A 13,167-nucleotide genomic window follows, 5' to 3' on the forward strand; every position below is an offset into this window, starting at 1 on the left:
AATAGTATAAAACACTGTATTTATAAAACTTTGTAAAGTTTACGTCACATTTACATAGAATTTACATTGTATTTACAATGGATTGATAAACTATATTTATAAGCACTGTGGATAGCTTATAAATATATGAGGAGGATTTCAAAGAATGAAAAATTTAAGTCTTAAGAAATTAATCACTGGATCATTAATTGCTGCTCAATTACTCTCACCAGTAGCGACATTAGCACAAGATATTGAACTAAGTGAAGAAAAGCCAACTGTAGCAGAGGTAACACCTAATAATACGCCAAACCGTCTTATTACCACATTTAATGGTGATCCTAGTACGCAAATGGGATTCAACTGGTACACAACTGAATTAGCTGAAGATGCTAAAGTTTGGGTTTCTACTAATGAAGATTTAAGTGACGCCTTAGAATTTGAAGCGACTGCAGAAGAAGTAGTAAACACTTATGGTGAACGTGATGAGAATGGTTACTTTATCTTTGCTGACATCGAATATGATGAAGAAGGCGAAGTAGTCACTGACGAAAACGGCGAACCACAAGTTAACGGATACTATACTGACGAGAATGTTTCAGGTCCAGAATGGACTTCAGGTTCAGCTGTTGGATCGATGGATTTAGTAGAAGTGACAGAATATTCATATAAAGCAAAGGCAGAAGGCTTAGAGCCAAACACAACTTACTACTATCAAGTAGGTAGTGAAGTAGGAGAAACAAGTGAAGTAGGTACTTTCACAACTGCTGGTGAAGCAGGAGAAGAATTTACATTCGTACAATATACTGATACTCAAAACGCATACTGGAATGAGCATGTATATAACGAAGCAGCATTTGGTGCTGACACTGTTGCTACTGCTTTAGAAGAAACTGAAGCAGATTTCGTATTACATACAGGTGACGTGGTTGAAGTTGCAGAAGTTGAAGATGAGTGGATTGACATCTTAGAGCAATCTAAAGAGTCTATCTTACAAGTACCATTCGCTGTTGCAGCAGGTAACCACGATGAGTATGCATTATCATATGGTGATCCTCAATTAACAACTAAATTTAATGAACATATTAACGTTCCAGCTGAAAACGATGCAGTTGATGGTGGGTCATACTACTCATTCGATTACAACGGTGTTCACTTTGTTGTAGCAAACACAAACGACAACAAAGAATCTGAAGACAATTCAGAAGGTAAAGCTTTAGGACAAGAACAAATTGATTGGATCAGAAATGACGTTGAGGAAGCTCGTGCGAATGGTGCTGAGTGGGTTGTATTATCTTACCACAAACCACTATACTCTAAATCTTATCACTCATTACAAGATACAGATGTTCAATTAGTTCGTGAAGAATTCATGGAATTAATTGACGAGTTAGATATCGATTTAGCTTTACAAGGTCATGACCACGTAATTTCACGCACTAAACCATTAAACTATGTTTCAACTGATGAGAATTTCTCTAACGGTGTTGTGGACGAAGCTGAAATTACTACAGAAGGTGACGTAGAGTATTACGTAAATCCTCAAGGAACAATCTTCGTATTACCAAACACTGGTGGTACTAAAGAGTATGACGATATCTATGCTAAAGGTGTAGAACACATTCACACTGTTCGTCCTAAGTTAGATTGGATGACTCAAGAAGATGTTGACTACTACAACAACTTATTCGCATTTGGTGGACAACCACAAGAATCAGATGCATTTGAAACGAGTCACTCAAACAACCGTGACTCAGCAGTTCAAAACTTCGCTGCATATACTGTAAGTGGAAATGAATTAAGAGTAGATATCTATCAAATCGAAGGTAACTTACACGAAGGTGAAGAACGTAAAGTATCAATCGTTCACTCGTTCGGAATTACTAAAGGTGGAGAAACAACAAAAGAAAGTACAGAAGAAGCAGCTTCAGAAGAAGAATCAACCGAAGAAATTTCAGAAGAGTCAGCTTCAGAAGAAAGTTCAGAAGAATCAGAAGAGTCTGCAGAATAATCAAGGTAACTATATAAGTAGTCAGAAGCTGAGTATAAAAACTCAGCTTCTTTATTTAGAAATATTTGTAGGTCTGTATGAGGGCTAAATAAGGCAACGAATCTTATGAAGTTATATTCTTGACCTTTATTGACCTATGAGTTATACTTGGTTAGAAAGTTGTTTAACAGCTTTAAATTCGCGAAGGAGGAATACTATGAATTTAGTACCTACAGTAATAGAACAAACATCACGTGGAGAACGTGCTTATGATATATATTCACGTTTATTAAAAGACAGAATTATTATGTTAAGTGGTCAAATCGATGATAACGTAGCAAACTCAGTGATTGCTCAACTTTTATTCTTGGATGCACAAGATCCAGAAAAAGATATCTTCCTATATATTAACTCACCAGGTGGGAGTGTCACAGCTGGGATGGCTATGTACGATACAATGAACTTTATTAATGCAGATGTACAAACAATTGTTATCGGTATGGCAGCATCAATGGCTTCAGTTTTATTAGCAGCTGGAGAGAAAGGTAAACGCTGGGCTTTACCAAATGCTGAGGTAATGATTCACCAACCATTAGGTGGCGCACAAGGACAAGCAACAGAGATTGAAATTGCTGCTCGTCATATACTTAAAACTCGTGAGCGTTTAAATCAAATCTTAAGTGACAAAACTGGCCAACCAATTGAAGTCATCGAGCAAGATACTGATCGTGATAATTTCAAAACAGCTGAAGAAGCACTTGAATACGGCTTAATTGATGGAATCATGGAAAGTAGCAAATCATTAAATAAAAAATAAATATGATATAGATAAATAATCTATAATTTATACGTCCGTTCAATGGATATTACTCGCAATACGTATGTATTTCGTGCGATAATAGCATTGTACGGGCGTATTTTTTAGTTTTTTCCTTAGTAATTGAGAATTGAATAATCACGTTGGACACATAGTGACCTAATGGGGTGCTTTTTTACCAAGATAAAGAGCTTTACAGTTGCAAGGAGATTCAAGTCATGTTATGATAAAATCATGGTGTGAGACTCATTTTGATTTTCTGAGTGAGTTGTAGCTCTGTATCTAATGGTCGTCAATTGACCATCTAGGAGGGGATTAATGGCCGATATATTCACAATTATTCAGTCAATTGTTCCTGAAATGAGTGATTTGTTAGCTGAGAGGCTCGCAGTGTTACGTGTTTTGGATGATGTAAACAATCGAATTGGTCGTAAGTTTATTTCACAACAGACTAATTTCACTGAAAGAACGGTAAGAACGATATTAGAGATGCTAAAAAGTCAATCACTCGTATCCGTAAACCGTAGTGGTGTAAAATTAACACAACAAGGCAGAGACCTTATTGTGATGATTGATGAGCATGTGCTTAATCAACAACAACATAAGTTTTACGAAGTGGAAGAAGCTGTAAAGAGAAAGCTTAATATTGAACATTGTCGGATTGTACCAGGTGATGCAGATAAAGATGCATCAGTTTATCAGTTCTTAGGTCAAGTCGTTCATTTAATTTTGGACAAACACTTACCTAAAGGTGATAATGTGGTTGCCGTTACAGGTGGATTTACTTTATCTAAAGTAGCAGAATCATTCACACCAGAATTATCAGATGGAAGAAGTATTACATTCGTTCCTTCACGTGGAGGATTGGGGAGTTCGATTAACATCCAATCAAATAGCGTGGGAAGCTTAATGGCCCAGCGAACAAGCTCTAAGTATATTCCGTTGTTTATACCTGAGAACTTAGGTAAAGAAACATCGGAGATACTTCTCAAAGATCCAATGATTAAAGATGTCATTGACATGAGTAAAAGTGCAAATTGCTTGTTATTGAGTATAGGAACTGCTAATGTAATGGCGGAACGTAGAGAGATTACAGACGAACAACAAGAAATTATCGAAAGTGGACACGCCGTTGGAGAAGCATTTGGTATATTTTTCGATTCTTATGGAGAAACGGTTTTACGATATCCTAGGATAGGGTTGAAATTTAAAGATTTATCTAATATACCTTTGTTACTTACGATCGTGGGAGGATCTTCTAAGGCGAAAGCTGTAGAAGCGTTCTTTCAAAAAGCCCCCAGTCATGGATGGTTAATCTGTGATGAAGGTTTAGCAAATATGGTTTTAAATGGGGAGACCCTTTGAAATAAAATCCTTAAGGAGGAATTTTTTTATGGCAGTAAAAGTTGGTATTAATGGTTTTGGACGTATCGGACGTTTAGTATTCCGTCGTATTTTAGAAACAAACGCAGATTTAGAGGTTGTTGCAGTTAACGATTTAACTGATAACGATAACTTAGCTTACTTATTAAAATATGATACAGCTCACGGTCGTTTTGATCATGATGTTGAATTAAAAGGTGAAAGTTTAGTCGTTGACGGTAAAGAAATTAAAGTATTTGCTGAAAAAGACGCTAACAACTTACCATGGGGAGACCTTGGAGTAGATATCGTTATCGAAAGTACTGGATTCTACACTTCAGCTGAAAAATCACAAGCGCATATTAATGCAGGTGCTAAACGTGTAGTTATCTCTGCACCAGCTAAAGATGCAGAGACTAAAACAGTTGTATTCGGCGTTAACGAAGATATCTTATCTTCTGATGATGTTATTATTTCAGCAGCATCATGTACAACAAACTCATTAGCTCCAGTAGTTAATGTATTACATAATGAATATGGAATTAAAGCTGGTAACATGGTTACAGTTCATGCTTACACTGCATCACAAGTTTTACAAGATTCACCAAGCGGAAGCTTCCGTGATGGACGTGCTGCTGCACAAAACATCATTCCAACATCTACTGGTGCTGCAAAAGCAATCGGTAAAGTAATCCCAGAAGTTAATGGATTATTAGATGGATCAGCATTACGTGTTCCAACAATCACTGGTTCACACACAATCTTCTATTCATTATTAGAGAAAAACACAACTGTAGAAGAAATCAACGCAGCTATGAAAAAAGCTTCAAACGATTCATTTGCGTATAATGAAGATGAAATTGTTTCTTCAGATATTATTTCAACTCATGCAGGTTCAATCTTTGATGCTACATTAACTGAAATCCAAGAAGCAGCTGACGGATCTCAATTAGTTAAAACTGTTGCTTGGTATGACAACGAAGCTGGTTTCGTAGGAAACATGGTTCGTACTTTAGAATACTTCGCTAAACTATAATTAATTGCATAGCGTTTAAACCTAAGCGTCTATCCAAAATAGCGGGGAGGCTTAAGCTTCCCCGCTATTATTTTTTAAGGACTTTATATAGGAGGATATATAATGGCAAAGAAAACTTTAAATGATATTCAAGTAAACGGTAAGACAGTCTTAGTCCGCGTTGACTTCAACGTACCTATGGCTGATGGAAAGATCACTAACGATAACCGTATCGAAGCGGCTTTACCAACAATCAATTATTTAATAGAAAACAATGCAAAAGTAGTATTGTTCTCTCACTTAGGACGTATTAAAACTGAAGAAGATAAAGCTAACAACAGTTTAGAACCAGTTGCAAAACGTTTAAGCGAGTTATTAGATAAAGAAGTTCTTTTCTCAGACAAAACACGTGGAAAAGAATTAGAAGAAGCAGTAGCTAACTTATCTGAAGGTGGCGTCTTATTAGTTCAAAACACACGCTACGAAGATTTAGAAGGTAAGAAAGAATCTAAGAATGATCCAGAATTAGGTAAATACTGGGCTTCATTAGGTGACTTATTCGTAAACGATGCATTCGGAACAACTCACCGTGCTCACGCATCAAACGTAGGAATTGCTTCAAACTTAGACTCTGCTGTAGGATTCTTAGTTGAAAAAGAATTAAAATTCTTAGGAGACGCAGTTGATAATCCTGAACGTCCATTCGTTGCTATCTTAGGTGGTGCGAAAGTATCTGATAAGATTAAAGTTATCGAATCATTATTAAACAAAGCTGATAAAGTAATTATCGGTGGAGGAATGGCTTACACATTCTTAAAAGCACAAGGTAAAGAAGTTGGAAAATCCTTATTAGAGGAAGACCGTATTCCTTTAGCAAAAGAATTACTAGAAACTGCTGGAGACAAAATTGTATTACCAGTAGATGTCGTTATTGCAGATGATTTCTCAAATGACGCAAATACAGACGTTGTTTCTGTAGATGATATTCCTGCTGACTGGGAAGGCTTAGATTGTGGACCAGAATCTATTAAAGTATTCGAAGATGTATTAAAAGATGCTAGAACAGTTGTATGGAATGGTCCAATGGGTGTATTCGAGATGGAAGCATTCGCAAAAGGAACTATTGGTGTTTGTGAAGCCATCGCTAATCTAGAAGATGCGACAACAATTGTTGGTGGGGGAGATTCAGCAACTGCAGTCGCACAATTAGGTTATGAAGATAAATTCTCACACATCTCAACAGGTGGAGGAGCTTCATTAAACTATCTAGAAGGTACTGAATTACCAGGTGTTACTTCAATCGACGAAAAATAACCACTGAGACTTTAAAATAAGGAGAGTATGTATATGTCACGTAAACCAATTATTGCTGGTAACTGGAAAATGAACAAAACAGCTCAAGAAGCTGCAGATTTTGTTGAAGCAGTTAAAGGGAAAATCCCTTCAGCGGATGCTGTAGATTCTGTCGTAGGTGCACCAGCACTATTTTTAGAAACAATTAAACGTTTAAGTGAAGGTACTGAATTAAGAACAGCTGCTCAAAACAGCTACTTTGAAGATGAAGGTGCGTTCACTGGGGAAACAAGTCCTAAAGCATTGGCTGATTTAGGTGTTGAATATGTAATTATCGGACACTCTGAACGTAGAGAATACTTTGGAGAAACAGATGAAGACATCAACAAAAAAGCAAAAGCAATCCTACGTAACGGTATGTTACCAATCATTTGCTGTGGAGAAACTTTAGAACAACGTGAAGCTGGAGAAACAGCTGACTTTGTCTCTGGTCAAGTGAAAGCAGCTTTAGAAGGATTAACTGAAGAACAAATTGCTTCATTAGTTGTTGCTTATGAACCAATCTGGGCAATCGGAACAGGTAAATCATCATCTGCTGAATTAGCAAATGAAACTTGTGGCGTAGTGCGTAAAGCTATTGCAGAAGTTACATCAGAAGAAACAGCTGAAAAAGTACGTATTCAATACGGTGGATCTGTAAAACCAAATAATATTGCTGAATATATGGCACAAGAACATATTGACGGTGCATTAGTTGGAGGAGCAAGTCTAGAAGCTGATTCATTCATCGAATTATTGGAGGCAGTAAAATAATGAGTAAAATCCCATATGCCTTAATTATCTTAGACGGATTCGCAATTCGCGATGAAGTTAGGGGTAATGCGGTAAAAGCAGCGAATAAACCTAACTTTGATCGTTATTGGAACCAGTTTCCACATAACCAATTAAAAGCATCAGGACGGGACGTCGGTTTACCTGATGGTCAAATGGGGAACTCTGAAGTTGGTCATTTAAACATTGGTGCAGGTCGTATAGTATATCAAACTTTAACTCGTATTAATTTAGCGATTGAAGACGAATCATTTTACGTAGTACCTGAATTAGTTAAAGCTGTTGAAGAAGCAAAAAGAAAAGGAACTGCTTTACATTTAATGGGGCTATTATCTGACGGTGGTGTTCACTCACATTACGAACATTTAATTGCTTTAGTTAAATTAGCTAAAAAACATGGACTAGAAGAAGTATATGTTCATGGTTTCCTTGATGGTCGTGATGTTGGACCTAGAACAGCTGTGAAATATATCGAAGATACTGAGAAAGCTTTTGAAGAAATTGGTGTAGGTAAATTCGCAACAATCTCAGGTCGATACTATGCAATGGACCGTGATAATCGTTGGGAACGTGTTCAGTTAGCTTATGACGCAATCGTTCATGGCTTAGGTAAGACAGCGACTTCAGCTAAAGAAGGCGTAGAGCGTTCTTATGCAGAAGATGTTGTTGATGAGTTTGTTGTTCCATTTACAATTAAAGATGAAAACGACAAACCAGTTGGAACAGTAAACGATGGTGACTCAATCGTATTCTTCAACTTCAGACCTGACCGTGCAATTCAATTAGCTACAGCCTTATCAAATCCTGGATTTAACGATTTTGAACGTGGAGAAACTCCAACAGACAACTATATGACAACTTTCTCACCTTACAGTGATACGGTTGTAGCAGAAGTTGCATTCAAAAAAGAAAACTTAGTCAATACGGTTGGGGAAGTATTAGCAGATGCTGATAAGACACAACTAAGAATTGCTGAGACAGAAAAATATCCACACGTTACATTCTTTATGAGTGGGGGACGTCATAAAGAGTACGCAGGTGAAGAACGTGTCCTAATCCCTTCACCAAAAGTAGCGACTTATGACTTACAACCAGAAATGTCAGCTTACGAAGTAAAAGATGCCCTAGTGCAAAAAATCAACGAAGAAACGATTGATGCGATTATCTTAAACTTTGCTAACCCTGATATGGTTGGGCATAGTGGTATGTTAGAACCAACTGTGAAAGCTATTGAAGCAGTAGATGAGTGTCTGGGTGCTGTGGTTGATTTAATCCTTGAAAAAGGTGGAGCTGCGATTATTACAGCTGATCATGGTAACTCCGATGAAGTGATTGATATCGAAGGAAATCCAATGACAGCTCATACAGCAAACCCAGTTCCAGTGATTGTGACTAAGGAAGGTGTTGAATTAAGAGACGGAGGTCGCTTAGCTGACCTTGCTCCAACATTACTAGACTTAGTTGGTGTTGAGAAACCTGAAGACATGACAGGAACAAGTTTAATTAAATAAGCAAAACATCCGATATGCTTTGCTTTTTGAGCGAATAATTTATAGAATAGAAGAGTAAGGTATGGAGTCACTTCATGCCTAACAAATTAAAGGAGAGAATAAATTATGCCATTTATTACAGATATTTATGCAAGAGAAGTTTTAGATTCACGTGGGAACCCTACAGTTGAGGTAGAAGTTTATACAGAAAGCGGAGCATTTGGTCGCGGAATCGTACCTTCAGGTGCGTCAACTGGTGAACACGAAGCTGTTGAGTTACGTGATGGAGACAAAGACCGTTATTTAGGTAAAGGTGTCCTTAAAGCTGTTGATAACGTGAATAACGTAATCGCTGAAGCATTATTAGGCTATGATGTATTAGAACAACAAGCCATTGATAAATTAATGATCGAGTTAGATGGTACTCCAAACAAAGGTAAATTAGGAGCTAACGCTATCTTAGGTGTATCTATTGCTGTTGCACGTGCAGCTGCAGATTTCTTAAATATTCCTTTATACCAATATTTAGGTGGATTTAATACTAAATTATTACCAACACCAATGATGAACATCATTAACGGTGGATCTCACTCAGATGCACCAATCGCTTTCCAAGAATTCATGATTATTCCTTCAGGAGCAGAAACTTTCAAAGAAGCTCTACGTTGGGGTGCTGAAATCTTCCACGCACTTAAATCATTATTAAGCGAACGTGGATTAGAAACTTCTGTTGGTGACGAAGGTGGATTCGCGCCTCGTTTCGAAGGTACAGAAGATGGTGTTGAAACAATCTTAGCAGCAATTAAAAAAGCTGGTTTAGAACCAGGTAAAGATGTATTCTTAGGATTCGACGTTGCTTCTTCAGAATTCTACGAAGATGGCGTATACAACTATGCTAAATTCGAAGGTGAAAACGGAGTAAAACGTTCTGCTGAAGAACAAGTCGACTACTTAGAAGAATTAGTTAACAAATACCCAATCATCTCTATCGAAGATGGTATGGACGAAAACGACTGGGACGGATGGAAATTACTTACTGAACGTTTAGGAAGTAAAGTTCAATTAGTTGGTGACGATTTATTTGTTACAAACACTGAAGTTCTTGCTCGCGGTATCAAAGAAAACGTTGGTAACTCAATCTTAATCAAAGTTAACCAAATCGGTACTTTAACTGAAACGTTTGACGCGATTGAAATGGCTAAAAAAGCTGGCTATACAGCAGTTGTTTCTCACCGTTCAGGAGAGACAGAAGATACAACTATCTCTGACATTGCTGTTGCAACTAATGCTGGTCAAATTAAGACTGGTTCATTATCACGTACTGACCGTGTTGCTAAATACAACCAATTATTACGTATCGAAGATATGTTAGCTGATGTTGCAGCATACGACGGAAAAGACGCATTCTACAATTTAGATAACAAATAATTATTTGCAAGGTTGAAAAGGGCGACTAGCTAAGCTAGTTGCTCTTTTTTTGTGGTTCATAATTTTTATGCCGAAAACACTTACAATTTTAAGTAAACCTTCATAAAATAGTCATACTTGTCATGCATACTAAAGATAGTAGAGAAGTAAGAAAATATATATCTATTTTTAAAGAGGATATAAAAAATGAAAATCAATACAAAATTCAATAAAAAACTTCTCGCAATTCTGTCCCTTTCTGCACTGGCAAATGTTGCTCCTTTGGCACCAAATGACGGTTTAGCAAGTAACTTAGCACTTGTAGAAGCTCAAGCTTCAAGTGAAACAAATGCGAGTGATATCGAAGCAATTAAACATTCAATGATAGATGCAACACCTATAACAGAAGATCAATTTGCGAAAATCTCTGAAGATGCGTGGTTGGCTTATGTTGAACAAGGTAATAATCAAGGAGGAGACCCAAGTGCAGTTTATGACTGGGCCATCAAAGATTATCCAGAAGTATTTGAACCAGAAGCAACAATTTACCGTTCAGCAATGGTTGAAAACTACAATCTTGATGAACAAAGTTTAATTACTGTAAGTGATCGAGATTTATTATGTATGGTTAGAATATCAAATTTGGATGGCTGCAGGCGGTCAAGAAGATTTACCATCGTTGGCTAATGCTTTAGTGGAAGACCACGGAGTAGAATATGACCAAGATGATAATGAACGATTAGAAGCATTGAAAGAAATGATGTTAGCTTCTACACCTTTAACAGATGAACAGTTTAAGGCTATTCCTGCTCAAGATTGGTTAGCTTATGCTGATGAAGTCAATGAAGGTGATGGCGACCCAAGTACAGTTTATAATAATGCTGTCGAAGATTATCCAGAAGTATTTGAGGATACATTAAATTATTTTCGTGGAACTTTAGTTTCAGACTATAATTTAAATGAGGAATCTTTAAATTCAGTATCGGATATTGACTTACTATGGTTAGAATATTCAGTATGGGTTGATGCAGGTAACACTGAAGACTTTGACACATTAGCACAACGTCTCATTGACGAGCATGACGTGCTTGAAGATGATGACGAAGAATCGCCTGGTGATGAACGTCTAGAAGCGATCTAACTTCGATGATTGATGCAACACCTTTAACAGATGTCCAATTTGAAGCCATTCCAGCAAGTAGCTGGTTAGAGTATGCAGATCGAGTGAATGAAGGTGGTGGAGACCCAAGTACCGTTTATTACTGGGCTATAGAAGATTACCCAGAAGTGTTTGAGGATACATTAAATTATATTCGTGGAACTTTAGTTTTAGACTATAATTTAAATGAGGAATCTTTAAACTCAGTATCGGATATTGACTTACTATGGTTAGAATATTCAGTATGGGTTGATGCAGGTAACACTGAAGACTTTGAAACATTAGCACAACGTCTCATTGACGAGCATAACGTGATTAAAGATGACAACGAAGCGACACCTGGTGAAACTGAACTTGAAAGAATTAGAACGGTGATGATTGAGTCAACACCAATGACACCAGACCAATTCGAAGCGATTCCGGCAACAACTTGGATTTCATATATAGAGCAAATTAATGAAGAAGGTGGAGACCCAAGTACTGCTTATAACTGGGCATTGCGTGATTATCCAGAAGTATTCGAAGATACGATTGCTTACATTCGTGGAGAATTAATCAACCGTTATAATCTAGAGGAAGCTTCATTGAAGGAACGTATATCTGACCAAGAATTATTATGGGAAGAGTATACCGTTTGGTTACAGAACGGTGAAGAGAATTTAGAAGCATTAAGTCACGTCTTAGTTCAGGAATACGGAGTGTGTACAACATCGACTCAAGTTCCTGATGAAGATGAGGATAATACAGCACCGACATTACCGAATACAGGTGAAACTAGACCAAGTTATAGCACATATATTATGATTGCTCTTGTTGGACTAGTTGGAGCTGCTCTCTTATTAAGAGACTACTTTGTGAATAATAAAGAAGCTTAATGAACTTCACGCCGCTAGTTAACGCTAGGGTTTTTATTATGCCATTTTTTAACTCCTAAATAGAGTGCAAGAATTTGGAAGTATGGCTTATTTTCGATATAATTAAAGAGGATTTATTTCAAACGTATTATAGTATATTCAGATGAAAAGGAGCTATTATGCAATATTACGATCAACACTTACACACTTATTTTTCTCCCGATTCGAAAGAGGAATTTGAGAATTATTTATCTCAAAGTGAATTGCCTGTTGTAACGACAGAGCATATTGATTTCTATAGTCAGAATCAGTCGCATGATGATGTGATTCCAGATTATGAAGGTTATTCGAAGAAGATTGCGGAGTTGAACCAAAAATTTAATAATCGACTACTTCGAGGAATTGAGATTGGGTTTACTTATGCCGATCGAGATAAGATTGAGCAGTTTTTAGCAGGAAAAGACTACGATATTAAATTACTCAGTATCCATCATAACGGAAGACATGGTTTTATGACTTTAAACCACGATGTAAAGGACTTGAAGACACATCTAGAGGAATACTTTGGTTTGATGCTTGAAGCCGTTAGAAACGCTCCATATGCGAATGTTTTAGCGCATTTTGATTTTGGATTAAGAGGTTACGATAATGTGAAAGTAGAAGATTTACAGGATAGTGAAGAGTTACTTCTACAAATCTTTGAAACTATGGTTTCTAATGGACAAGCCTTAGAATTAAATACTCGCAGTATGTATCGTTATGATAATGACCATCTTTATGACTATGCGATTGATTTATTTAAAAGTGTTGGGGGGGATATGTTCACAGTGAGTTCTGATGCGCATGTGGCAGGAGATTATCAGTTAGGTTTTGAAGAAGCTTTTAATAAGTTAAGAAATCATGGTATTAATAAACTGGTCGTGTTTCAAAAAGGTATCGCTCATTACGTTGATATACCTCAATAAAAATA

General features: G+C 36.9%; 12 protein-coding genes. All 12 read left to right on the plus strand.

The genetic code is table 11. The features are described from left to right. The first annotated feature begins 145 nt into the window (after positions 1-145). Positions 146-1,990: a purple acid phosphatase family protein gene (locus HW423_RS03170; RefSeq protein WP_218930503.1), complete on the plus strand. Its 1,845-nt coding sequence runs from the start codon at positions 146-148 to the stop codon at positions 1,988-1,990. A 196-nt stretch (positions 1,991-2,186) separates the two neighbouring features. Next, positions 2,187-2,786 carry an ATP-dependent Clp endopeptidase proteolytic subunit ClpP gene (clpP, locus tag HW423_RS03175; protein ID WP_218930504.1) on the plus strand — a complete coding sequence of 200 codons (600 nt, stop codon included), beginning with the start codon at positions 2,187-2,189 and terminating at the stop codon, positions 2,784-2,786. A gap of 318 nt (positions 2,787-3,104) precedes the next feature. Beyond that, positions 3,105-4,151, plus strand: a complete 1,047-nt coding sequence (locus tag HW423_RS03180) for a sugar-binding transcriptional regulator (protein ID WP_218930505.1) — start codon at positions 3,105-3,107, stop codon at positions 4,149-4,151. A gap of 28 nt (positions 4,152-4,179) precedes the next feature. Next, the gene (gene gap, locus HW423_RS03185) at positions 4,180-5,184 is read left to right on the plus strand and encodes a type I glyceraldehyde-3-phosphate dehydrogenase (RefSeq protein ID WP_218930506.1); all 1,005 of its coding nucleotides are present in this window, start codon (positions 4,180-4,182) and stop codon (positions 5,182-5,184) included. A gap of 102 nt (positions 5,185-5,286) precedes the next feature. Beyond that, positions 5,287-6,477 carry a phosphoglycerate kinase gene (locus tag HW423_RS03190; RefSeq protein ID WP_218930507.1) on the plus strand — a complete coding sequence of 397 codons (1,191 nt, stop codon included), beginning with the start codon at positions 5,287-5,289 and terminating at the stop codon, positions 6,475-6,477. A gap of 33 nt (positions 6,478-6,510) precedes the next feature. Then, positions 6,511-7,269 (plus strand): triose-phosphate isomerase, encoded by a 759-nt coding sequence (gene tpiA, locus HW423_RS03195; protein ID WP_218930508.1) that lies wholly within the window; start codon positions 6,511-6,513, stop codon positions 7,267-7,269. Then, on the plus strand, positions 7,269-8,798 hold the full coding sequence (gene gpmI / locus HW423_RS03200) for a 2,3-bisphosphoglycerate-independent phosphoglycerate mutase (RefSeq protein ID WP_218930509.1): 1,530 nt from the start codon (positions 7,269-7,271) through the stop codon (positions 8,796-8,798). Before tpiA ends, gpmI begins: the two co-directional genes overlap by 1 nt. A 105-nt stretch (positions 8,799-8,903) precedes the next feature. After that, positions 8,904-10,205, plus strand: coding sequence for a phosphopyruvate hydratase (eno, locus tag HW423_RS03205; RefSeq protein WP_218930510.1), 1,302 nt, complete (start codon positions 8,904-8,906; stop codon positions 10,203-10,205). A gap of 186 nt (positions 10,206-10,391) precedes the next feature. Next, on the plus strand, positions 10,392-10,871 hold the full coding sequence (locus tag HW423_RS03210) for a hypothetical protein (protein ID WP_218930511.1): 480 nt from the start codon (positions 10,392-10,394) through the stop codon (positions 10,869-10,871). After that, entirely contained in the window at positions 10,831-11,325 is a 495-nt protein-coding gene (locus HW423_RS03215; RefSeq protein WP_218930512.1) for a hypothetical protein, read from the plus strand. Before HW423_RS03210 ends, HW423_RS03215 begins: the two co-directional genes overlap by 41 nt. A 5-nt stretch (positions 11,326-11,330) precedes the next feature. Further along, complete coding sequence (locus HW423_RS03220) at positions 11,331-12,218, plus strand: LPXTG cell wall anchor domain-containing protein (RefSeq protein ID WP_218930513.1); 888 nt, start codon at positions 11,331-11,333, stop codon at positions 12,216-12,218. A gap of 158 nt (positions 12,219-12,376) precedes the next feature. After that, a complete protein-coding gene (locus HW423_RS03225; protein WP_218930514.1) occupies positions 12,377-13,162 on the plus strand; it encodes a PHP domain-containing protein in 786 nt (261 codons plus the stop codon). Positions 13,163-13,167 lie beyond the last annotated feature (5 nt).

This window comes from Ruoffia halotolerans (assembly GCF_014049385.1).
GTDB classification, from domain to species: Bacteria; Bacillota; Bacilli; order Lactobacillales; family Aerococcaceae; genus Ruoffia; species Ruoffia halotolerans.

Excerpts from the sequence above, each read along its gene's own strand:
- HW423_RS03170 (WP_218930503.1), top strand. The coding sequence starts at position 146 with ATGAAAAATTTAAGTCTTAAGAAATTAATCACTGGATCATTAATTGCT.
- clpP (WP_218930504.1), top strand. The coding sequence starts at position 2,187 with ATGAATTTAGTACCTACAGTAATAGAACAAACATCACGTGGAGAACGT.
- HW423_RS03180 (WP_218930505.1), top strand. The coding sequence starts at position 3,105 with ATGGCCGATATATTCACAATTATTCAGTCAATTGTTCCTGAAATGAGT.
- gap (WP_218930506.1), top strand. The coding sequence starts at position 4,180 with ATGGCAGTAAAAGTTGGTATTAATGGTTTTGGACGTATCGGACGTTTA.
- HW423_RS03190 (WP_218930507.1), top strand. The coding sequence starts at position 5,287 with ATGGCAAAGAAAACTTTAAATGATATTCAAGTAAACGGTAAGACAGTC.
- tpiA (WP_218930508.1), top strand. The coding sequence starts at position 6,511 with ATGTCACGTAAACCAATTATTGCTGGTAACTGGAAAATGAACAAAACA.
- gpmI (WP_218930509.1), top strand. The coding sequence starts at position 7,269 with ATGAGTAAAATCCCATATGCCTTAATTATCTTAGACGGATTCGCAATT.
- eno (WP_218930510.1), top strand. The coding sequence starts at position 8,904 with ATGCCATTTATTACAGATATTTATGCAAGAGAAGTTTTAGATTCACGT.
- HW423_RS03210 (WP_218930511.1), top strand. The coding sequence starts at position 10,392 with ATGAAAATCAATACAAAATTCAATAAAAAACTTCTCGCAATTCTGTCC.
- HW423_RS03215 (WP_218930512.1), top strand. The coding sequence starts at position 10,831 with ATGGCTGCAGGCGGTCAAGAAGATTTACCATCGTTGGCTAATGCTTTA.
- HW423_RS03220 (WP_218930513.1), top strand. The coding sequence starts at position 11,331 with ATGATTGATGCAACACCTTTAACAGATGTCCAATTTGAAGCCATTCCA.
- HW423_RS03225 (WP_218930514.1), top strand. The coding sequence starts at position 12,377 with ATGCAATATTACGATCAACACTTACACACTTATTTTTCTCCCGATTCG.